19 protein-coding genes are annotated in these 22119 nt (G+C 71.7%); 11 read left to right on the top strand and 8 right to left on the bottom strand.

Annotated elements, in window-relative coordinates; genetic code table 11:
* Positions 1–49: 49 nt before the first annotated feature.
* A complete protein-coding gene (locus CRP39_RS11955; RefSeq protein ID WP_097206683.1) occupies positions 50–775 on the top strand; it encodes an esterase family protein in 726 nt (241 codons plus the stop codon).
* 6 nt (positions 776–781) lie between these two features.
* On the opposite strand, the gene CRP39_RS11950 is transcribed toward CRP39_RS11955, so the two are convergent.
* Both CRP39_RS11950 and CRP39_RS11945 read right to left on the bottom strand, forming a co-directional pair.
* Positions 782–1993, bottom strand: a complete 1212-nt coding sequence (locus tag CRP39_RS11950) for an ATP-grasp domain-containing protein (RefSeq protein ID WP_097206601.1) — start codon at positions 1991–1993, stop codon at positions 782–784.
* 25 nt (positions 1994–2018) lie between these two features.
* Complete coding sequence (locus CRP39_RS11945) at positions 2019–3245, bottom strand: hypothetical protein (RefSeq protein WP_097206600.1); 1227 nt, start codon at positions 3243–3245, stop codon at positions 2019–2021.
* Between the two features lie 187 nt (positions 3246–3432).
* Between CRP39_RS11945 and CRP39_RS11940 the strand changes: the two genes are divergently transcribed.
* From CRP39_RS11940 to CRP39_RS11930, 3 genes are read left to right on the top strand one after another with little or no spacing between them, the layout of a single operon-like run.
* Entirely contained in the window at positions 3433–4656 is a 1224-nt protein-coding gene (locus tag CRP39_RS11940) for an ATP-grasp domain-containing protein (protein ID WP_097206599.1), read from the top strand.
* A gap of 5 nt (positions 4657–4661) precedes the next feature.
* Complete coding sequence (locus tag CRP39_RS11935; protein ID WP_097206598.1) at positions 4662–5588, top strand: type 1 glutamine amidotransferase family protein; 927 nt, start codon at positions 4662–4664, stop codon at positions 5586–5588.
* Positions 5585–6748, top strand: coding sequence for an alpha/beta hydrolase-fold protein (locus tag CRP39_RS11930; protein WP_097206597.1), 1164 nt, complete (start codon positions 5585–5587; stop codon positions 6746–6748). The genes CRP39_RS11935 and CRP39_RS11930 overlap by 4 nt, the downstream gene beginning before the upstream one ends.
* Positions 6749–7156: 408 nt before the next feature.
* Here CRP39_RS11930 and CRP39_RS11925 read toward each other — a convergent pair whose 3' ends face one another.
* A complete protein-coding gene (locus CRP39_RS11925; RefSeq protein WP_097206596.1) occupies positions 7157–7798 on the bottom strand; it encodes an isochorismatase family protein in 642 nt (213 codons plus the stop codon).
* A gap of 83 nt (positions 7799–7881) precedes the next feature.
* Here CRP39_RS11925 and CRP39_RS11920 point away from each other — a divergent pair, with 83 nt between their 5' ends.
* From CRP39_RS11920 to CRP39_RS26805, 5 genes are all read left to right on the top strand, one after another.
* A complete protein-coding gene (locus CRP39_RS11920) occupies positions 7882–8862 on the top strand; it encodes a GlxA family transcriptional regulator (RefSeq protein ID WP_216359702.1) in 981 nt (326 codons plus the stop codon).
* 525 nt (positions 8863–9387) lie between these two features.
* Entirely contained in the window at positions 9388–10266 is an 879-nt protein-coding gene (locus CRP39_RS11915; RefSeq protein ID WP_097206594.1) for a DUF1028 domain-containing protein, read from the top strand.
* A gap of 125 nt (positions 10267–10391) precedes the next feature.
* On the top strand, positions 10392–11225 hold the full coding sequence (locus CRP39_RS11910; RefSeq protein WP_097206593.1) for a class II glutamine amidotransferase: 834 nt from the start codon (positions 10392–10394) through the stop codon (positions 11223–11225).
* Entirely contained in the window at positions 11222–11497 is a 276-nt protein-coding gene (locus CRP39_RS11905; RefSeq protein ID WP_097206592.1) for a hypothetical protein, read from the top strand. The genes CRP39_RS11910 and CRP39_RS11905 overlap by 4 nt, the downstream gene beginning before the upstream one ends.
* A gap of 77 nt (positions 11498–11574) precedes the next feature.
* The gene (locus tag CRP39_RS26805) at positions 11575–11805 is read left to right on the top strand and encodes a hypothetical protein (protein ID WP_172442406.1); all 231 of its coding nucleotides are present in this window, start codon (positions 11575–11577) and stop codon (positions 11803–11805) included.
* Between the two features lie 246 nt (positions 11806–12051).
* Here the strand turns inward: CRP39_RS26805 and CRP39_RS11895 are convergent, their stop codons facing one another.
* From CRP39_RS11895 to CRP39_RS11885, 3 genes are all read right to left on the bottom strand, one after another.
* Entirely contained in the window at positions 12052–13842 is a 1791-nt protein-coding gene (locus CRP39_RS11895; RefSeq protein ID WP_097206591.1) for an N-acetylglutaminylglutamine amidotransferase, read from the bottom strand.
* On the bottom strand, positions 13823–16381 hold the full coding sequence (locus CRP39_RS11890) for a carboxylate--amine ligase/circularly permuted type 2 ATP-grasp protein (protein WP_172442405.1): 2559 nt from the start codon (positions 16379–16381) through the stop codon (positions 13823–13825). Before CRP39_RS11890 ends, CRP39_RS11895 begins: the two co-directional genes overlap by 20 nt.
* Positions 16382–16722: 341 nt before the next feature.
* Positions 16723–17772 carry a helix-turn-helix transcriptional regulator gene (locus tag CRP39_RS11885; RefSeq protein WP_097206590.1) on the bottom strand — a complete coding sequence of 350 codons (1050 nt, stop codon included), beginning with the start codon at positions 17770–17772 and terminating at the stop codon, positions 16723–16725.
* Positions 17773–17985: 213 nt separating this feature from the next.
* Here CRP39_RS11885 and CRP39_RS11880 point away from each other — a divergent pair, with 213 nt between their 5' ends.
* Positions 17986–18972 carry a LysR family transcriptional regulator gene (locus CRP39_RS11880; RefSeq protein WP_097206589.1) on the top strand — a complete coding sequence of 329 codons (987 nt, stop codon included), beginning with the start codon at positions 17986–17988 and terminating at the stop codon, positions 18970–18972.
* Here the strand turns inward: CRP39_RS11880 and CRP39_RS11875 are convergent.
* Both CRP39_RS11875 and CRP39_RS11870 read right to left on the bottom strand, forming a co-directional pair.
* A complete protein-coding gene (locus CRP39_RS11875) occupies positions 18926–20101 on the bottom strand; it encodes a zinc-dependent alcohol dehydrogenase (protein ID WP_097206588.1) in 1176 nt (391 codons plus the stop codon). The genes CRP39_RS11880 and CRP39_RS11875 overlap by 47 nt on opposite strands.
* Entirely contained in the window at positions 20098–20655 is a 558-nt protein-coding gene (locus CRP39_RS11870; protein WP_097206587.1) for an SRPBCC family protein, read from the bottom strand. The genes CRP39_RS11875 and CRP39_RS11870 overlap by 4 nt, the downstream gene beginning before the upstream one ends.
* A gap of 302 nt (positions 20656–20957) precedes the next feature.
* Between CRP39_RS11870 and CRP39_RS11865 the strand changes: the two genes are divergently transcribed.
* Positions 20958–22118: a glutathione-independent formaldehyde dehydrogenase gene (locus CRP39_RS11865; RefSeq protein WP_097206586.1), complete on the top strand. Its 1161-nt coding sequence runs from the start codon at positions 20958–20960 to the stop codon at positions 22116–22118.
* The last annotated feature ends 1 nt before the right edge of the window (position 22119 follow it).

The raw sequence follows: 22119 nt of genomic DNA, 5'->3' as shown, positions 1-22119 counted from the left end.
CAGCCCAGCCGGGCTGCCGCCCCGCGACGTCCGTGCCAGGGTGGACGACGTGAAGGTGACCGACAGCTGGTACTCCGAGCGCCTGGAGCAGCCGATCGGTCTGGTCCGGTGGGGGCACTACGGCACCCCGGTGCTGGTCTTCCCGACGGCGGGCGGGGACGCCGAGGAGATCGAGCGCAACGGGGTGATCGGCGCCTGCTGGCCGATGATCGAGGCGGGGCGGATCAAGGTCTACTCGTGCGACAGCGTCGCCGGCCGGGCGATGGTGGCGAAGACCGGCTCGCCCGAGTACCGGATGTGGCTGTTCAACCAGTTCCACCACTGCGTCCGGCACGAGGTGGTCCCGGCGATCCGGACCGACCTGGGCGGGGCCGAGACGCCGATCGTGGCGGCGGGCGCCTCGATCGGGGCGTTCAACGCGCTCGCGGTGCTCTGCCGGTTCCCCGACGTGTTCGGCGCCGCCGTGGGCATGAGCGGCACCTACCGGATCCAGCGGTTCTTCGACGGCCAGTACTCGCAGGACCTGTTCCACGCCTCGCCGCTGGACTTCCTGCCCGGGATGGACGGCGAGCAGCTCGACGTGCTGCGCACCCGGTTCGCGATCCTCGCCTCCGGCCAGGGGGCGTGGGAGGACGTCGGCTCCTCGTGGGACGCCGGCGACGTGCTCGGCCGCAAGGGCGTGCCGAACCGGGTCGACGCGTGGGGCGAGGAGTGGCCGCACGAGTGGCCGACCTGGCGGCGGATGCTGCCGCAGTACCTCGACGAGCTCTGCTGACCGGTTTCAGCTCGCGAACATCTGGAAGTCGCCGGCGAACGCCTCGGTCATCTCGATGACCTGCTGCAGCTCGGGATGCCGGACGACGACCATGCCGTCGCCGGTGACCGTCGAGCGCCAGTCGCGGCGCGGCGCCCCGACCGGGAGCAGGTCGAGCAGCGCGACGTGCTCGCCGTACCGGCCCATCAGCGCGTCGAGGCCCTCCGAGTGGGTGATCCGGCCCTCGCCGCGGGCCCGCTTGAAGATCGCCCCCGCGTTGTACCTCCGCTCCAGCGGCTGCATGGACCCGTGGACGACGGCCTGCGCCCAGCCGGCGTAGGTGTCGCCGTCCGTGGCGAAGTTCATGACGTCGACCACGCGGGCGCCGGGCGGGCGGGCCCCGATCTCGCCGAACACGGCCTCGCCGTCTCCCTTGAGGTACCACTCCATGTGCGTGAAGCCCGAGCGGAACCCGAGCGCGGCCAGCACCGCCTCGCCCATCCGCCGACCGCCGGCCAGGTGCGGCACGGACAGGTCGCGCAACGAGATCGACACCGGGCTGATCCACTCGTGCATGCGCATCTGCAGCGGCCGGGGCCGGTACCAGAGCACGTGCTCGAACAGGATCTGCCCGCCGGCGCAGATGGTGTCGAAGGTGAACTCCTCGCCGTCGACGAACTCCTCGACGCTGACCTCGGGCACGTGCCGCAGCTGGGGGAGCACCGCGCCGAGTTCCTCGTCGGAGTCGACCCGGTAGGTGTCGGCCGAGCCGGCCCCGGCGATCGGCTTGACGATGAGCGGGTAGCCGACCTTCTCCGCGGCCGCCCAGACCTCGGCCACGGAGCGCGCGCTGACGTGCCACGGGGTGCGGATCCCCGCGGCGTCGAGCGTGCGTTTCATCGTCTCCTTGTCGCGGAACGGCAGCGTCTGCTCGACGGAGAGGCCGGGCAGTCCGAACGTCTCCCGGATCCGGGCCGCCAGGATCATGTAGGGCTCCCAGAGGCACTCCACCTGGTCGAGCGCGGCGTGCCGGGACAGCCCGCGCAGCCCGTCGAGCACCGCGCCCTCGTCGGCGAGGTTGACGTGCTCGTAGTGCGCGAGCGCCGAGCGGGCGGCCTCGGGCAGCGCGTGCGTCGGCTGGTCGCCGACCCCGATCACCCGGGCGCCGGTCCCGGCCAGCGCCCGGGTGAAGTACGCCATCTCGGCCGGGTAGCCGGGGGAGAGCATGACGACGTTCATTCCGACCTCCGGTGCTGGGGGATGGTCAGGCCTCGGCGAGCTCCACGCGGATGCCGTCGACGAGCCGGTGCAGCGCGTCCTCGACCACCGCGGTGTCGGGGTCGCGCACCATCGCGTACCCCTCGCCCAGGTAGTCGGTGGCGGCGGGCTGTCCCGGCTGCGGCAGCCGCGCCTCCACCACCAGGTGCCCGATCTGCTGCTGAACCGCCTCGATGCCGTGCACCGCGCGCACCCGCCCGTGCCCCATGCCGCGCAGGTAGGCGGTTCCGGACGCGAACCGGCGCTCGGGCGCGTCGAACCGGCCGAGGATCACCAGCTCGGCCCACGCGCGGTAGAGGTCGAAGTCGTGTGCGTATCCGTGCATCGAGGTCAACTGCGCCCCGGGCGGCCGGGCGGCCACCTCCGAGACGGCCACCGAGCCGTCGGGCCGGGCGAACCACTCCATGTGGGTGAGCGCGTCGGTGACTCCGAGCGCCTTGAGCGCTTCCGGCCCCCACCGGTGGATGCCCTCGTACCGCGGGCCGGTGATGTCGCGGGGCAGCAGGACCGTCCACTGGATCCACGGGTTGCGCAGGACCTCCAGCGGCGGCGGGCGGTAGTCCGCGATCGACGACCAGACCGTCGCCCCGCCGAGGGTGACGCTGTCGAAGGTGTGCTCCTCGCCGGTGAGGAACTCCTCGACCAGTGCGGGGGAGTCCTCGCCCAGCGGCACGGCGGCGAGCCAGCCCCGGAGCATGTCGCCGTCGTCCAGCCGGAACGTCGACTGCGCACCGGCGCCCGCCGGCGGCTTGGCGACCAGCGGGAAGCCGACCTGGTCGGCGAACGCCGTGGCCTGCCCGGCGCTGCGCACGAGCGCGTGCCGCGCGCACGGGATCCCAGCCGCCTGCAGCGTCTCCTTCATCCGCGACTTGTCGCGCACGTTGATCGCGGTCCGCACGTCCATGCCCTCGATGCCGAGCGACTCCCGGACCTGTGCGAGCGGTACCTGCAGCTGCTCCAGGGCACCGACCAGCCGCTCGACCCGGCCCAGCTGCCCCGAGAGACCGGACACCGCCCAGGCCAGCTGGCGCGGGTCGAGCGCGTCGTCGACCCGCCAGTGCGCCGCCAGCCGCTCGCGCAGGTCCGGGGGGATCCGGTCCACGGGCTCGCAGGTCACCAGGCCGATCCGGACACCCGGCAGCTCCGCGGCGACCCGGACGAATCGCGCCGTGGCTTCCAGCAGGTACGGCGCGACGAACGCGGCGACGACCATGAGCGGACGCTACGCCCGGAGGGGCCGACCTGGCAGTTCAGTGGGAGGGGGCGGGGTCCCCCCAGGGCACCGCCCCGAGCGTGCGAGGGGCGGGACGGGCACCGCCCCGAGCGTGCGAGGGGCGGGAAGGGCACCGCCCCGAGCGTGCGAGGGGCGGGACGGGCACGGCGCTCCTAGCATCCCCGGCATGAACGTGGTCTTCGTCGATCCGGCCTTTCCGCCGACGCAACGCCACTTCGTGCGCGCGCTGGCCGAGGTGGGGGCGTCGGTCTACGGCGTCGGCGACCGCCCGGGGGAGTGGCTGGACGACGAGCTGCGCTCGTGGATGGTGCACTACCACCACGTCCCGAACGTCACCGACGCCGGCGCGCTGACCGACGCCGTCCGGTGGATCCAGGACAAGGTCTGGGTCGACCGGCTCGAGGCCACCATCGAGTCGCACACCTTGGCCGCCGCGCAGGTGCGGGAGAACTGCAGCATCCCCGGGACGTCGGTGCGGACGGCGTGGCTGTGCCGGGACAAGCCGTCGATGAAGCAGGTGCTGCGGGACGCCGGCGTGCCGACGGCGGCGTCGACCGCGGCGTCCAACGCCGAGGAGGTGAGGTCCTTCGCGCGCGAGGTCGGCTACCCGCTGATCCTCAAGCCGCGGTCCGGCGCCGGCGCGCTCGACACCACACGGGTCGACGACGACGGCGGGCTGGACGCGGCGCTGGCGGTGTTCGGCGGCCAGCACGTGGACTCGATCGCCGTCGAGGAGTTCATCGAGGGGCACGAGGGCTTCTACGACACCCTCTCGGTCGACGGCGTCCCGGCGCTGGACTTCGTGTCGCACTACTTCCCGAACGTGCTCGAGGCGATGCGCACCCGCTGGATCTCGCCGCAGTTCGTGGCGACCAACCGGATCGACGCCGTGGCCGACTACCAGGAGCTGCGTGACCTGGGGCGACGGGTCAACGAGGCGCTCGGGATCGGCACCAGCGCCACGCACATGGAGTGGTTCTTCGGGCCGAAGGGGCTGAAGTTCAGCGAGATCGGCTGCCGGCCGCCCGGTGTGGGCGCCTGGGACCTCTACTCGGCCGCCAACGATCTCGACATCTACCGCCAGTGGGCCGACTCGATCGTCCACGGGCAGGTCTGGGGGCAGCCGTCGCGGCAGTACTCGGCCGGCATCGTGGCCCTGCGGCCGGAGCGGGACGGCACCATCTCCGGCTACTCGGGCGTCGACGACATCCAGGCCCGGCACGGGCAGTGGGTGCTGGACGCGCACCTGCCGCCGCCCGGGACGCCGACCCAGCCCGAGACCGCCGGCTACATGGCCAACGCGTACGTGCGCATGCGGCACCCCGACTTCGACACGCTGCGCGGGATGCTCGACGACGTCGGGCGCACCGTGCACGTCTACGCCCGCTGAAGCCCGTGACCCCTTCGATCACGCTGCTCGGCCCGCAGCGGCGGCCGACCCTGGATCGGGTGCTGTCCTCCCTGGGTGTCGGTGGCCCGGTGGCCGTCGTCAACGCCGGCTGGCAGGAGCGGGAGTCCGACGACGCCGAGATCCTCGCGCTGGCCGGTGGGGAGGCGACGAACCTGCGGTTGTTCGCCCGCTGGATGGACGTGCTGCGGGCCGACCCGGAGTACGCCGCGGCCGAGCGCGAACACCGGCTCGTGCTCGACGAGCTGCAGCAGCTCTACCTGATCCGGCTGGACCACGCCCTGCAGGCGGTGTCCGCGGTGGCCGCCCGGCCGGACGGGCACGCGAACACCCAGGCCATGGCGCTGGAGGACGCGCTCGCGGCGGTGCGGCTGCTCGACGCGACGCACGTGGCCCGGGTGCAGGAGCTGCACGGCGCCTTCTACGCGAGGTGGCGGCCGGAGGAGCGGGGTCCGATCGCCGGGCACCGCGAGGAGGTCCGCGGGCTCCTGGCGACGGCGGAGTGCCTCGTCGTCGCCGGTGGGCACGTCGGTGACCTGCTCCGCGTCCTCCACCTGTTCCACCTCTCGCCGCACCTGCCGCCGCGGCTGGTCGCGTGGTCGGCCGGGGCGATGGCGCTGGCGCCGCGGGTGGTGCTCTTCCACGACCGGGCGGCGCAGGGCGCCTCGTTGACCGAGGTCTTCGATGCGGGCCTCGGCGTCGTCCCCGGGGCGGTCGTGCTGCCGCACGCGCGGCGGCGGCTCCGGACCGACGACCTCCCCCGGATGTCGGTGCTCGCCCGCCGGTTCGCGCCGGCGTCCTGCCTGGTCCTGGACGACGGCGTCCGGCTCGACCTCGGCCCCGGCGGCGCCCTGCCACCGGATGTCCGGCTGGTCGGGGACGACGGGCGGATCACCGAGGGGGCGGCGGCATGACGGCGGCGCGGACGGGGAGCGGGCGCCTGGCCATCAACCGGCTCAAGTCGGCGAAGCCCCTCGACGCCGAGGCGGTCGACCGGTTCCTCGGCCGGCACGAGGTCCCGGTGGTCGAGGGGGACCAGTGCACCTTCCTGTGGCGCGGCGAGGCCGACGAGGCGTGGGTCTGCCAGCGGATCGTCGGGCTGCCCGACCGGATCCCGCTGCGCCGCCTGCGCGGCACCGACCTGTGGCAGCTGGTGCTCGAGCTGCCGGAGGGCTCGCGGGTCGAGTACCAGATCGAGATCCGGCGTGGCGACCACTACGAGCGCTTCAACGACCCGCTCAACGAGAAGCGGTCGCACAGCCCCATGGGCTCGTCGTCGGTCTGCTTCGCAGCGGGCTACGAGACGCCGGACTGGGTGCTTCCGGATCCCGAGGCGCGCCCCGGCGAGCTCAAGGAGCTCGTGCTGCGCAGCCGCGCGCTCGGTCGCGACGCGCACGTCACGGTGTACCTGCCGGCCCGGTTCCGGCCGACGGCGTCCTATCCGCTGCTGGTGGTGCACGACGGCGGGGACTTCCTGCAGTACGCCTCGATGAAGACCGTCCTGGACAACCTGATCCACCGGCTGGACGTCGCGGAGACCGTGGTCGCCTTCACCCACCCCGGCGAGCGCCTGGACGAGTACGCGAACTCCACGGCCCACTCCCGGTTCCTCACCCAGGAGCTGCTGCCGGAACTGGAGTCGTCGCTCCCTCTCGTCGGGCAGCGGGCGGGCCGGTGCCTCCTGGGCTCGTCGTTCGGCGGGGTCGCTGCGCTGTCGGCGGCCTACCGCTCACCGGACACGTACGGGTCGCTGGTGCTCATGTCGGGGTCGTTCGTGTTCACCGACATCGGCACCGACCACGGCGGCGGGCCGGCCTTCGACCCGGTGGTGAAGTTCGTGAACCGGTTCCGGGCCAAGCCGCGCTGCGTCGCCGACCGCGTGTTCATGTCGTGCGGCGTCTACGAGCAGCTGATCGTGCCGAACCGGTCGATGGTGCACGTGTTCGAGAACGCCGGCATGCAGGTCCGCTACACGGAGGCCCGGGATGGCCATTCGTGGGAGAACTGGCGGGACCGGCTGCGCGACGCGCTGTCCTGGGTGTACCCAGGGCCCCAGAAGCTCTACTACGAGTGAAGGGCACCGGTCCGAGGATCCGGAGCGGACTGCCAGCGCGTCCTGCGACGGTGGTGCGACGACGGGCACGGGCCCTCCCGGGGTTCGGCGCGCCACCGTGGTGGTGCGTTCAGGACCGTCCGCAGTGGTCGAGACGGCGATTGTCGACCACCATCTCGACCTCCATTGCACCCTGTCCGGGGCGGTTCGCCGTCGCTGCGCATGCGGCTTGCCTGCGCCTGTGGGCTCCGGCGAACGGCTGCGGACCCGCTGCCGTCGGCTGGGGGTCGGGGTGGCCTCGTCATGCAGACGCCCCGGGCTCCTGACCTGCAGGAGCACTGGGGCGCGAGAGTGTCCGAGGGGGGACACGGTGCTTCCGCACACGTCTGCGACCTCACGAACCGACCGCCCGGACGTCAGGGGAGGCGCCTACGGCGTGGGGCCGTAGGCGGCACGGCCCTGGACGGCGGACGTCCCGAGATCGCTGCCCGTCAGGGCCTGACCCTGCTCGACGGCACTGGTCCACGTCGCGGTGGTGGCGACGGCGGCGAAGTTCGAGTTCAGCAGTGCCATGAGCGTCTGATGGACCTGCTGGGCGGAGGCGCTGCCGGCGTCGTTCACGATGTTGATGGCGCCGGTGGCGTCCGAGAGGACCTCGACGGCGATGCCCAGGTCCTCGGCGGCGGCTGCGGTGCCGATGACGCAGTTGTTGGTCATGTACCCGACCAGCGTGACGCAGTCGACCTCGTTGGCCGCGAGCCAGGAGGCGACGTCGGTGCCGGAGAAGACGCTGGCGTTGCTCTTGGTCACCTGCTTGCACGCGTCCGTCGTCCGCTTCTCGACGTCCGGGTGCAGCGCCTGCCCGGTTGAACCGGCCGCGAAGACCGGCGCCCCGTCAGGCAGCTCGTGCCTGACGACGACGACCGGGAGCTCGTGCTCCGCCGCAACGTCCATGGCGGTGACGATGCGGGCCAGGGAGTCCTCACGCGGCGGGTACTGGATCTCCAGCGGTCCGTCGAAGTAGTCGTTCTGCACGTCGATGACGACGAGGGCGCGGCGGGGGGCGGACATGGCTCGTTCTCCCTGGTTGGGCGGCGGTGACGCCCTTCAGGTTGCCGCCTGCTCCCGGCGTACCGTGAGTGGCAGGCGAGACGATGAACGATGAGATCAGGACAAGCGTGGAGATCGCGGTGCATGCCTTCGACGGCATGACGATGTTCCACCTGGCCACACCTCTGCTGGTGTTCGGTGAGGTGTCGCGGCTCGGCCTGGCGCCCGGCTGGCGCACCCGCGTGTGGACGCAGGACGGGCGCGGCATCCGCACGGCTGAGGGCTTGCGCGTCGAGGACGTCGCGGGACCCGAGGTGGTGCCGGGCGCCGACATCCTGGTGCTGCCTTCCTGGCCCGCTGATCTCCCGCGCGCCGGCGACGAACTGGTGCACGTGGTCAGCCGTGCGCACGCCGGCGGGTCGACCGTCGTCGGTCTGTGTCTGGGCGCGTTCCCCGTCTCGGACAGCGCGCTCCTCGACGGCCGGGGCGCCGTCACGCACTGGGCGGCGGCACCGCTGCTGCAGCAGCGTCGGACCGCGGTGCAGGTCAACGCTTCTGCCCTCTACCTCGACCACGGCGACGTCCTCACGTCGGCCGGCACCGCCTCGGGCCTGGACGCCTGCCTGCACGTGGTCCGCACCCGCCTCGGAAGCGCTGCGGCCAACACGCTCGCCCGGCACCTGGTGGTGGCGCCGCATCGCGACGGGGACCAGGCGCAGTTCGTCCAGCGGCCCGTGCCCGAGCCGGGTGGAGTGGGCCCGATCGGCGCGACCATGGAATGGGCGCTGGCCAACCTCGACCGGGACCTGTCCGTCGAGCAGCTGGCCGGCCACGCCCGGATGAGCGGGCGCAACTTCACCCGCCGGTTCACCGAAGCGGTCGGGACCACCCCTGCCCGCTGGATCCTGACCCAGCGACTCGAGGAGGTCCGGCGGCTGTTGGAGACCACGACCTGGTCGATCGAGCGGACAGCACGCGCCTGCGGCTTCCGCAGTGCCGTGACCCTCCGTCAGAACTTCACCGCGGCCTACGCCACCACTCCGACGTCCTACCGGCAGCGGTTCCGCGTCCCAGACGGTGCGTGAGGTCGCCATGGAACCGCCCGGGTCTCTGACCTGCGAAGACACGGGGCCGGTGCGGTGTCCGAGGGGCGACACGCACACGCACACGCCTCGCGGGTGCCGTCTGACGGGCGTACCGCGCGCTGATCACACCGCTGTCGTCATCCCCGTCATCGGCAGCGTCGCGCACGTCAGCGTCGTCGCGGCGGGGCGGACCATCCGTTCTCATCAAGGTCCTGGCTCGGTACATCCAGGCGGTCGGCCAGGCCTCGCGCATCCGGACATCGAGCGGGCGCCGTTGTGCGAGGAGCCGTTCGTCCACCCGTCAGAACACCCGCAGCGCCGATGCGTACGGCGCGGTGGTCATCACCTCGGCACGGCGCCCCACGTCCATCGCCATCGACTCCGATGATGCCCCGACTCACCCAGCGCGGGTGGTTCGGCGGCTGCCACCTGCGCCTGCAATCGGACTCGGCCGGATGCTCGCACACAGGCAACCCCTGACGATGAAGGTGTTCGCCGGCGGAATGCCGCGGCAATGGAAGGACGATGATGACGTATTCGATTCTTGGTTGGGAGGAGACCAACGGAGACCTCGGCGTGGCTGTTCAATCCAGGTTCCCGGGGGTGGGCAGTCTCGTTCCGTACGGCGAGTCCGAAGTCGGCGTCGTCGCGACGCAAGGATTCGGGAACCCTCGACACGGTTCTGCCGGGTTGATGCTCCTGAAGTGTGGGGCCACGCCACAGCAGGCGGTCGACGTCCTGCTCAACGACGACGCTCAGGGTCACAAACGGCAGTTCGCTCTCGTCGACCGGCGCGGCCGCGTCGCTGCCTATACGGGAGCAGACCTGCACACCTGGGACGGCTGGGCGGGCAGCACCTCGGGGCGACACTGCGTGGCGCTCGGGAACGGGCTCGCGAGTAGCGACGTCGTCGACCGGATGGTCAGGACTTTCGAGGGCTCGCGCGCGTCTCTCGCAGAACGACTGATGGCAGCCCTCGAGTCGGGCCAACGAGCAGGCGGTGACATACGAGGCCAACAATCCGCTGCACTGCTGGTGTTGAGGCGCAACGGCGGTTATGGGTCATTGGACGATCGTCACGTCGTGATCTCCATCTACGACCACGAGGAGCCGATCGATGAGCTCGTGCGGTGCTACGCCCTGCACAGGCTCTCCTACTTCCCGAGCGAGCCGTCCGAGCTGGTGCCGATCGGTCCGGAACTCGCACTCGAGCTGAAGGGCTTCATGGCGGCCCTCGGCTTCTACGAGGGCGCGCTGGACGACACCTGGGACCTGGCCGCCCGGAGGCGGTGGGACCTCTTCCTGGGGAGCGAGAACTACGACAACCGGATCAACGACGGCGGGATGCTCGATCTCGAGGTACTCGCCGACCTACGTCGCAAGTACGGCCGGAGCGCGGTCTGACCACAGCCGTCACCTCAGGAGCCGGGTCACCCCGTTCGGGTGACGCTCCAGCCGCTCCGGCGTGGTGCATTGGCACCGGAGATCGATTCGCATCTGCGGGAGGGCGTGTACTGATGTGCAGATGGATGGCCTACTCGGGCGACCCGATCCTCGCCCACGACCTGCTGTTCCGGCCCGAGCACTCGATCATCGACCAGAGTCTGCACGCAAAGCTGGGCGGGTTCACGACGAACGGTGACGGCTTCGGCATCGGGTGGTACGGCAACGGCAACGGCGAGGGGGCGGCGCCGGTCGTGTACAAGAGCACCCATCCGGCCTGGAACGACGAGAACCTGCGCGAGGTCGCCACGCAGATCCGCACGCCGCTGCTGTTCGCCCACGTCCGCGCCTCGAGTGGGACCCCGGTGCAGCGCAGCAACTGCCACCCGTTCCGGTACGGGCGGTGGATGTGGATGCACAACGGGTCGCTCGCCGGGTTCCAGGAGATCAAGCACGATCTCCTGATGGCGGTGGACGCGTCGCTGTTCCCGGGAATCGAGGGATCCACCGACACCGAGACGCTGTTCTTCCTGGCCCTCACCTTCGGCCTGGCCGACGACCCACCCACAGCGGTCGCCCGCGCGGTCGGCTTCGTCGAGGACGTCGGCCGACGCCATGGCGTCGAGTACCCGGTCCACATGACCGTGGCAACCAGCGACGGCGAGTCGATCTGGGTCTTTCGTTACTCCAGCGAGAAGGCCACGAGTTCGCTCTACTACTCGACCGATGTCTCCCAGCTACGCCGGCTGTATCCGGAGCTGGAGGTCCTGGACCGCCTGGGAGCCGACGCGCGCTTCATCGTCTCGGAGCCCCTGGGGGAGCTCCCCGGCGCCTGGAACGAGGTACCCGAGGGGTCGTGGGCGTTCGTCCGGAGGGGCGAGCACGGCATCCAGCCGTTCCACCCGACGGTCCCTGCGTGAGCCGGCGGGGGCCGGAGCAGAACACCACGATGAGCGAGCTGCAGAACCTGCGCGCACGCGTCGCCGAGCTGATGCCGAAGGCGCTCGAGGAGCTGTCCGAGCTCGTCGCCATCCCGTCGGTCGCCGACCCCCAGTTGTTGCCGCCGCAGGAGTGCGTGCGCGCAGCGGAATGGGTGGCCGACCGGTTCGCCGACGTGGGCTTCGACGACGTCGGCCTCGTGGAGACCCCCGACGGCAGCAGCGCGGTCATCGGGTCGCGACCGTGCGGGTGACGGCGGACGTCGGGAGTTCCGGCCAGGCCTCTCGAGCGACGACGGATGGGCGCGCCTACCGAGCGACGACGGCTGCCATGCAGTCCGTCTACGGCAGGCCGGTCGTCGAACTGGGTCAGGGGGGCTCCATCCCGCTCTGCAGTGTTCTCGCAGCCACCCATCCCCGAGCGGAGATCACACTGATGGGGGTCGAGGAGCCGCTGTCGTCGATCCACCCGCCGGATGAGAGCGTGGATGCGAAGGAGATCGCCGACATGGCACTCACGGAGGCGTTGTTCCTGCAGGAGCACGCGGCGGCGCCCCGCTGAGCATGTGGTCGAGCCGATGGCCGGCCGGGTTGGTCATCGTCGCCCGCTATCCGCCGGGCGTCACCGCCGTCGGGCCGCACCACCCAGACCGCCGTCCGCACGCCACCGTCGGTGGCGACCTCGCACGCCAGCCAGCGGCTGTCGGCCGCGCACCGGCACAGCGATCACCGGATCGGGAGCAGGGCGAGGTGCCGCGCATCCGGCTGCGGGCCGACGAGGACGACGTCCGTCGTCACCGTTCTCCCGTCACCGCGGCTGGTCCTCCACCTTCTGCAGCCACATCTCGAGCACCGCCAGCTGCCACAGCGCGTTGGAGCCGAGCGTCGTGCGGGTGACGTTCGGCTCGCGCAGCATGCGCTCCACGGCGTCCGGACGGAACAGGCCGCGGCGCTTGGCTGCTGGATCGGTCAGCGCGTCCCGCACGCGCTCCAGGTATGGGCCGTCCAGCTGCCGGATCGCCGGCACCGGGAAGTAGCCCTTCGTGCGGTCGATGACCTCGTCGGGCACCACGCCGCGACTGGCCCGCTTGAGCACGCCCTTGCCGCCGTCTGCGAGTTTGAGTTCCGGAGGGATGCGCCCTGCGAACTCGACCAGCTCGTGGTCGAGGAACGGCACTCGCGCCTCCAGCGCCCACGCCATGGTCATGTTGTCCACCCGCTTCACCGGGTCGTCGACCAGCATGATGGTGGTGTCGTTGCGCAGCGCGGCGTCGACCGACGTCTCGGCGCCGGGCCGGCCGAACTGCTCGGTGATGAAAGCGGTGGGCGCGTCATCGGGGACCAGCCACTCCGGTTCGACGAGCTCGGCCATCGCCGGCCAGCGGCGGTCGAAGAAGACCTGCGAGTAGGCCTCGACGGCGTCCTCCCGCGGGACGCCGGCCAGGGGTGGGTACCAGTCATAGCCGCCGAGCACCTCGTCGGCGCCCTGGCCGGTCTGCACGACCTTCACGTGCGCGGAGACGTCCTCGCTGAGGAGGTAGAAGGCGACACAGTCGTGGCTGACCATGGGCTCGCTCATCGCCGCGACGGCAGCGTCGACCCCGGGCAGCAGCCGGGCACTGTCGATCTTGATGCGGTGGTGGTCGGTGCCGAATCGCTCGGCGACCAGCGTGGAGTACTCGAACTCGTCGCCGGACTCCCCGCCGGCGGAGTCGAACCCGATGCTGAAGGTCGAGAGCCCCGTCTGCCCCATCCCGGCCAGCAGCGCGACGATGAGACTGGAGTCGATGCCACCGGACAGCAGCACCCCGACCGGCACGTCGGAGACCATCCGGCGTTCGACGGCGATGCGCACCTTCTCCAGCAGCGCCTCCTCCCAGTCGCGCGCGGTCCAGTCACGGCGGCCCTCGTCGCGGGAGAAGTCGGGTCGCCAGTACTCGCGGTCGCGGGTCGTGCCGTCGGCCTCGATGGTGCGGACCGTCGCCGGCGGTAACTTGCGGACCCCGGACAGGATCGTCCGCGGCGCAGGGACGACGGAGTGGAAGGTCATGTACTGGGCCAGCGCCGTCCGGTCGATGGACGTGTCGACGCCGCCGCCGGCCACCAGCGCCTGCACGGTGGAGGCGAAGCGGATCCGGTCGGGGCGCGCATCGATGTAGAGCGGCTTGATGCCCAGCCGGTCGCGGGCAAGCACCAGCCGGCCGGTGCGGTGCTCGACGATGGCGAAGGCGAACATGCCGAGGAAGTGGTCGACGCAGTCGGTGCCCCACTCGGCGTAGGCCTTGAGCACGACCTCGGTGTCCGACGTGGAGAAGAAGCGGTGGTCGGCCCGGTCGAGTTCGGCGCGTAGTTGCCGGTAGTTGTAGATGATCCCGTTGAAGGCGATGGTGAGCCCGAGATGCGGGTCGACCATCGGCTGGGCGCCGCGCTCGGAGAGGTCGATGATCGACAGCCGCCGGTGACCGAGGCCAACCGGGCCGCGAGCCCACAGTCCCTCGCCGTCGGGCCCGCGGTGCTGCATGCAGGCGGTCATGCGGTCGAGGCACGCGACGTCAGCGCGCGCCCCGTCCAGCCGCAGCTCACCGGCCAGTCCGCACATGTGTCTGTCCTCCCTCCTCCGGGCCGAGCACGATCCAGGTGTCCTTGGCGCCACCGCCGCGCGAGCTGTTGACGACGAGCTCCCCAGGGGCGGCGACCCGCGTCAGCCCGAGGTCGGGGACCCGGCAGTCCTCGGGGTCGGTTCCGGTGAGGTACACGAACGCGCGCAGGTCGACGTGCCGCGGGTGGAGCCCGGTGCTGTCCAGCGATGGCGCGGAGGAGAGTGCGACGACTTCCTGGGCCACCCAGTCGGTGGGCCGTGCCGCGAGCTCCGCCCGGCGCGCGGCCACCTCCGACGCGCTCGCCGCCGGGCCGATGAGCACGCCCGCGCCGCCGTAGCCGTCGACCGGCTTCGTGACCAGTTCCCCGATGCGTTCGAGCACGGCGCGGCGTTCCGTCTCGTCCCCGGGACGATAGGTGGGGACCGACTGGAGCAGCGGGTGTTCGTCCAGGTAGTAGCCGATCAGCTCGGGCACCCAGCAGTACATCGCCTTGTCGTCGGCCACCCCGGTGCCCGGGGTGTTGGCGAGCACGACCGCGCCGGTCGCCGCCACCTCGAGGACCTCCGCACCGATCGGCCGGCCGGCGGAGTCCACCAGGTCGGCCAGCTCCTCGTCGAGCCGGAGGTAGAGGGAGCCGATCGGGCGGCCCCCGGCCCGGGGCACCACGTGGCCGCCGACGATGTCGAGATCGTCCGCGCCGACCAGCAGCAATCCGGCGCCCTCGGCCAGGCGACGGTGCTCGAACCAGGCTGAGCTGTCCGGCCCGCTGGACAGGAGCGCCCCGGAGGTTCCCGGCTCCGCGCGGGCGAGCAGGGTCGAGCGCAGGAGCGCGTACCCGGTGGCCGGGTCGGCCAGACCGGGGGGACGTGGCAGGTCGGGCATGACGTCGTCCACGAGCCGGCGCACGGCTATCGCGTACGCCGCGCCGCTCGGGTTCCGCACGTTGTCCTCGAGCACCCGCCAGTCGCCGTACTCGGTGCGGACGATGTCGAAGCCCATCACGGGGGCACGCACGGCGTCGGCGGGCAGCCCGGTCGCCTCCGGCCGCCACCCGGGACAGTCGAGGACGACATCGCGGGGGACGACGCCGTCGGCCAGCACCTTCTGCTCCCCGTACACGTCGCCCAGGAAGTGCTCGAGCGCCCGGGCCCGCTGGATGAGCCCGGCACGCAGCGCCTGCCACTCGTGCCTGGCGATCACCCGGGGCACGAGGTCCACGGCGAAGGGACGCTCTTCGCCGTCGACGCGGAACGTCATCTTCTGTCCTGCGAGCCAGGACGCGCGCACGCGCTCGCGCCGCAGGACCTCCTCCGGCGGCAGCGCGCCGACGACGTCCATGAGCTCGCGGTAGGCCACCCGCGGCACCGAGCCGGCACCGATCGCCTCGTCGCCTGCCCGAGAGCGGTAGCGGCGCAGGGCAGGGGGAGACATCACGGGTCCGCCGGCCGGACCGTGGGTCTCGTCCACGACGAGCCGCATGACGTCGTCGAGGTCCCCGCGCTCGGCGTACACGGCGCGCTGCCGGTCGGCGGAGTTCCCGCGGGCCAGCGCGGTCTCGGTCAGCTCGCTCACCGCGTCCCAGTCGCCGAGCTCCTCGAGCTGCGGACGTAGCCGATCGAGCAGGCCGCGTACGACCTCTGCGCCCGGACGCGGCCTCGGGTGCGGGGCGGCAGCGACGAGATCGCGCGAGAGCCCCGACCTGGCCGCCTGCCAGAGCGCGGCGCGGTGCAGCGGGGGAGGAACGGGCAGGTACGGCCGACCGGCCTCGATGTCGAGCTCGGCGGCGCGCAGCATCGCGCGGAACAGCCCTGCGATGAGGACGGCGTCGTCGACCAGGGGGCAGGCGTCACACACCCGCAGCTCGAGTGTCGGAGCGTGGGAGGAGGGCCGCACGTCGAAGTAGGCCATCTTGGCGTCGGCGATGACGCCGGAGCCGATGAGGTCGGCGAGCAGCTCGTCGTACTCGCGGGCCGAGGCGAGCGGGCCGGGGGATCCGGCGGTGGGCCAGCGCTGCCAGATGATCGAGCGGATGCTCGCGTAGCCGGTGTCCTGACCGTTCCAGAACGGGGAGCTCGCCGACAGCGCGAGGAGAACGGGCAGGTCGCGGGCGATCCGCTGGGCGATGTCGACGGCGAGGTCGCGGTCGGAGACGCCGACGTGGATCTGCGTCCCGCAGATCAGTTGCTCGTCGACCAGCAGCCGGTACTGCTCCTGCATGCGGCTGTAGCGCCCGGTCGTCGTGAGCTCGAAGTCGGCGAACGTCGACCGCGGCGAGGTGCCGACGGCGGCAACGCCGAGCCCCTCACGCCCGGCAACCGCAACCAGTTCCTTGCGCAGCCGGAGCAGCTCTTCGCGCAGCTCGGACAGTGTCGTGACGACCGCCGTGTTCGTTTCGACGGTCGTCCGCTGGATCTCCGCGGAGTAGGAAGCCGAGGGCAGCCGACTGAGCACCTGCGGGGCCTGGGCGGACAGTTCCCAACTGGCGAGGTCGATGAGGTGGAGTTCCTCCTCGGCGCCGAGCGTCAGCTCTGCGCTCATGGTCGGAAAAGTAGCCCGCCGGAGGCTCCAGCGGGAGGTTGCTGCCGTTCCCGTTTCGCCACATCGGCGCGAGGTCGCCGACACCATCCCGGTGGCGCGGGGCTGACCGTCGCCGCTCGGGCTTCGCAGATCGAGCCTTCGACGGGGATCGTCTCGACATGGGTTCGTGAGACCCATGAACGACAGGAACCCCACGGCTCGAGAGCCGTGGGGTTCCTACTCGGTGTCCGAGGGGGGACTTCGGCCCCCTGACGTGGGCAGTCGCCCACCAGCGGCCGTCCCGATGGGGGAGGGGCGCGGTGTTGGCGACGTCCTGGAGCGGCAGGGAGCTGCGCGGCACGCTATGTCGTGCCGATGCTCTCGCGTTGACCCACGCATGCCCGTCGGCAGGAGGAGGCCGGAACGTAGAGACCGTCGCGTTCCGCGCGGACGGCGGCGAGCGTCCTCGTCGGTGCCCCGAGCTTGACGAGGACGTGCTCGAGGTGGGCGGCCACGGTCCGCGGCGCCACGACGAGGGCACGAGCGATCTCCTGGTTGGAACACCCCTCGACGAGGAGGCCCAGCACCTCCAGTTCCCGCGGGGTCAGCCCGTGCAGGTGGGTTGCCGGTGACAGCAGGGCCACGGCGGTCAGCCCCGGCGGCGCGTCGTCGGGGGCCGCCAGGACGGTGACGCGCACGTGCCCGCCGGGTGCGTGCGCGCCGCCCACCGGCCAGAGGAAGGACGAGCAGACGTGCCCGTCGCCGATCCGCTCCCGAGCGGCGTCGAGGAGGGGGGAGGCGGGGACCAGCAGGGCATCCACGGGCATGCCCGGAAGCGTCTGGCAGCCGCCGTCCGAGCGGAGCACCACGCCCGCCCTGGCCCCCCGGACCAGATGCACGACGGTGACCAGCGACCGCATCGGGTCGATGCCATGGGCCAGCATCGGCGCAATCCGCCCGAGCCGGCGGCGCACGGCCGGGGACGGTGGCTGCCGGCTGCCGGACAACACTGCGAGATGGCCGACGTGCCGCCCTCCGCGTGCGAACAGGGCGACGCCCAGCCCCTCGTGGATACCGGACGGGATCAGGCACTCGGCCCAGGTCTGCAGCTCCTCGGCCGGGTAGGGCAGGTCCGACGGGCCCAGCGGCGGACGCTCCCGGTCGGTGCCGGTGACCTCGATGTCTCGCGCGACCTGCGGGCCAGACAGGAACTCCACGGTCCGGGCGTCCAGGTCGACGGTCACCAGGGAGTGGTAGCCGTGGCCCAGCGGGTCGGCGAACGCCAGGAATGCCCCGTCGAACGGGACCATCCGGCGGAGGACCTCGAGCAGAGCCTGCGCGCGCTCGGACGTGGTGCCGGCCCCGGCAGCGGTCTCGGCCAGCAGCAGTTCACCGGCCTGGTGCGAGTGCATGTCGGCCCCCTGGAACCAAGCGGTAGCGGGCCGCTTCCAGCCACGACCGCACCCGTTGTTCGACCGGTCGGAGGACGACGCCGTTCCTGTACTCATACCGCGGAACGCGGCGGCTCACCACGTGTGCCCTGACGTAGAACCACAGGCCTGTGAGTCCAGGCCTAACCCGTCGACCGCCCAGTCCCTGTCCGCGTCCCGGCGGTAGCCTGCCCTGTGGACCTGCGCCAGCTCAGGTACTTCCTCACCGTCGCCGAGGAACGGCGATTCTCCGCTGCCGCGCGCCGGTTGCACATCGCCGCTCCGTCCCTCTCCCAGCAGATCCGTGCGCTGGAGCGAGACCTGCGCGTCACGCTCTTCGACCGCACTCCACGCGGAGCCGAGCTGACGCCCTCGGGGCGCGTCCTGGCGGAGCGGGCGCGGGTGATCCTGGCTGATGTCGACCGGGCCCGCGAGGACGTGCGATCCGCCGGACCCTCGAGCCGGGAGCAGGTGACCCTGCGGGTCTGCACGATGGCCGACCGGGTCCTCGACGGCCCGCTGCGCACGGTGGGTCACGCCGTCCCGGGCGTCGAGGTCTTCGTGACGTCCAGCCCGGGGGACGACGCCGTGGAGGCGGTCCGGCAGGGGCGGGCGGATGCAGCGGTCGTCTGGAGCCGGCCCCAGGAGCACCGGGACCTCGAGGGTGTCGTCCTCGGATCGGTGCCGTTCGGGGTCGTCCTGCCACAGGCTCACCCGCTCGCCGACCGGGCGGAGATCCCGGTGACGGCGCTCGCCCGCGAACCCGTGGTGATGTTCCCGCGGTCCCCCTTCTCCGGCATCTGGCAGCGCTCCGTGGACCACCTGCTGCCGGGCGGAGCGCAGCTGGGGCAGGTGGTCGTCGAACCGGACCTCATCAACAGCCCCGAGGCGATGGTGCGGGCGGTCGCAGCGGGGTCCGGCGTCGCCCCGGGGATCCTCGGGGTCGCCGAGCGCATGGGCGTCGGCGGGATCGTCGTGCGGCCGCTCGATCCCGCCTTGTTCCTCGACCTGGAGGTCGTCTGGCGGCGACCGGCCCGCCCCGCCGTCCGCCGCCTCGTCGACTTCCTCGTCGAGGCGGTCGGCGACCCGGACGTGCTCGTCTCGGCTCCCCGTCGTCCCCCTGAGGAGGGGGCGATCAGGGCTTCAGGACCACCTTCTCGCAGCCGTCCGCCTTGTTCTTGAAGATGTCGTAGCCGTGCGGGGCCTCGGCCAGGGGCAGCCGGTGGGTGATCACCCGGGTCGGGTCGATCTCGCCCCGCTCGATCCTGTCCAGCAGCGGGCGCATGTACCGCTGCACGTGGCACTGCCCGGTGCGCAGGGTGAGTGACCGGTTCATCCAGGCGCCGGCCGGGAACTTGTCGACCAGCCCGCCGTAGACCCCGATGACCGAGACGATCCCCCCGCTGCGGCAGGACAGGATCGCCTGTCGCAGGGCGTGCGGCCGGTCGGACTCCGAGCGGACCGCCTGCTTGAGCCGGTCGTAGAGGTGCACGTGGGCGGTGCCGTGCGAGGCCTCCATGCCGACGGCGTCGATGCACTTGTCCGGTCCCCGCCCACCGGTCAGCTCCAGCAGGGCGGAGCGGACATCGGTGTCGGAGTAGTCGATCGTCCGGTAGCCCTGGGAGGCGGCCATCTCGAGGCGGTAGGAGACGTCGTCGATGGCGATCACCGTGTCCGCGCCGAGCATGCGGGCGCTGTCCATCGCGAACTGGCCCACGGGGCCGGCGCCCCAGACGGCGACGACGTCACCGTCCTGGATGTCGCACATCTCCGCGCCCATGTAGCCGGTGGGCAGGATGTCGGAGAGGAAGAGCACGTGCTCGTCGTCGAGGTCGCTCTCGATGCGGATCGGGCCGACGTCGGCGAACGGCACCCGGGCGTACTCGGCCTGCCCGCCGGCGAAGCCGCCGGTGAGGTGCGAGTAGCCGAAGATGCCGGCCACGGGGTGCCCGAACATCTTCTCGGCGACGCCGGCGTTGGGGTTGGTGTTCTCGCAGCAGGAGTACAGCTCGGCCCGGCAGGCGAGGCAGGCGCCGCAGGCGATCGGGAAGGGGACGACGACGCGGTCGCCGACCCGCAGCCTCGACCCGTCGACGCCGGGGCCGACCTCGACGACCTCACCCATGAACTCGTGGCCCAGCACGTCGCCCTTCTCCATCGTGGGCACGTAACCGTCGAGCAGGTGCAGGTCAGACCCGCAGATCGCCGTCGACGTGATCCTCACGACGGCGTCGCGGCCGTTGAGGATCGTCGGGTCGGGGACGTCCTGCACCTCGACCTTGTTCGGGCCGACCCAGCAGTTGGCCTTCACGCCATCACCTCCTTGCGGGCCCGGAGCTCCTGCAGCTCCTCCTCGCTCAACGGCCGGGCCGGGCGCTGCGGGAACTCCTTGCGCGCCCGCTTGCCCCAGGGGGCGCCCTCGGAGCGCACGACCTCACCGGTCTCCATCACCTGCTTGAAGCGCCGCAGGTCGTCGTCGAGCGCCTGGGAGGGGTCGTCGCCGAAGTACCTGGCAACCGCCTTGCCCAGCGCGCCGGCGGGCATGTCGTAGCGCAGCGTGACGAGCACCTCGGTGCCCCGCCCGCCCGGTGCGGGCACGAACAGCACCTCGCCGGAGGTGTCGACGTCGGCGCCCTCGACAGAGGCCCAGGCGATGCGCTCCGCGGCGACGTCGCCCGTGGTCACGGCGTCCCACTCGACGACGGTGTCGAACGGTGCGCTGGCCGCCCAGTGGCTGGAGCTGGGGCCGGTCACCCGCACGTCGTCCAGGTGCGCCATGAACGTGGCGAGGTTCTCCAGCCGGTGCCAGAAGTCGTAGACCTCCTGCGGCGGCTTGTTGACGGTCGTTGCCGAGGTCAGCTCCATGGGCGTGCTCCTGGGGGACGGTGGGCCGGCGCGTCCAGCCAAGCCCGGTGGCGGGGTGACCTCCATCGGCAGGATGACCGATCTGCGCCGGCCCGGGCTCGGGGCCGGAGGGACGCGGTCGCCACGGCATCCATCGGTGACCGTTCCGGCACCCGGCAGAGCGATCCCTCCTCGAGGCGGCGTGGGCCTCCGGTTCCGGATCGGCATGTCTGCCGATACCCGGGCCCCCGCTGCTCCGGGTGCAATCGGGGCTACGACCCGAGCTCGGATCGGGAAGAGCCCGGCCCTGACGAGGAGGCAGCGTGAAGGCAGTGGTCTACGAGGGGCCGCGGCAGGTCAGCGTCAAGGACGTACCGGACGCGCGGATCGAGCGGCCGACCGACGTCCTGGTGCGGATCACCTCGGCGAACATCTGCGGCTCGGATCTGCACATGTACGAGGGCCGGACCGACTTCGAGCCGGGCCGCTGGTTCGGGCACGAGAACCTGGGCCAGGTGGTCGAGGTCGGCGACGGGGTCGACAAGGTGCGGGTGGGGGAGTACGTCGTCCTGCCGTTCAACATCGCCTGCGGGCACTGCAAGAACTGCGAGCGCCAGCTCACGAACTACTGCCTGACCGCGCAGCCGGAGCCGAACATGGCCGGCGCCGCGTACGGCTTCGCCGACATGGGGCCGTACGGCGGGGGGCAGGCAGAGCTGCTGCGCGTGCCCTGGGGTGACTTCAACTGCCTGCGGCTGGGGGAGGACGCCGAGGAGCGCCAGACCGACTACGTGATGCTCGCCGACATCTTCCCGACCGGCTACCACGCCACCGAGATGGCCGGCGTCCAGCCCGGCGACCAGACGGTCATCTACGGCGCCGGCCCGGTCGGGCTGATGGCCGCCCTCTCGGCGACCATCCGCGGAGCGAGCAAGGTGATGGTCGTCGACCGGCAGCCCGACCGGCTCAAGCTGGCCGAGTCGATCGGCGCGATCGCCATCGACGACTCGAAGGTCGATCCCGTGCAGGCAGTCCTCGACGAGACGATGGGGCTGGGCGCGGACAACGGCTGCGAGTGCGTCGGCTACCAGGCGCACGAGCCCGACGGGCAGGAGCAGGCCGACCTGACGATGAACCGGCTGGTCGCCTCGGTGCGCTTCACCGGGAGGATCGGCAACGTCGGCGTCTTCGTGCCCCAGGACCCCGGGGCCAGCGACGAGCTGGCGAAGCAGGGCAAGCTCGCCTTCGACTACGGCATGTTCTGGTTCAAGGGCCAGCACATCGGCAGCGGCCAGGCACCGGTCAAGAAGTACAACCGGCAGCTGCGCGACCTCGTCGCCGCGGGCAAGGCCGAGCCGTCGTTCATCGTGAGCCACGAGCTGCCGCTGGACGAGGCACCCGAGGCATACGAGCACTTCGACAAGCGGGACGACGGCTGGACCAAGGTCGTCCTCCACCCGACGATGGCGGGGGCGGGTGCCTGAC

Source organism: Geodermatophilus sabuli (assembly GCF_900215145.1).
Taxonomy (GTDB): Bacteria; Actinomycetota; Actinomycetes; order Mycobacteriales; family Geodermatophilaceae; genus Geodermatophilus; species Geodermatophilus sabuli.
The sequence above is the reverse complement of the archived record's forward strand: the minus strand, read 5'-3'. Positions and strand labels throughout refer to the sequence as shown.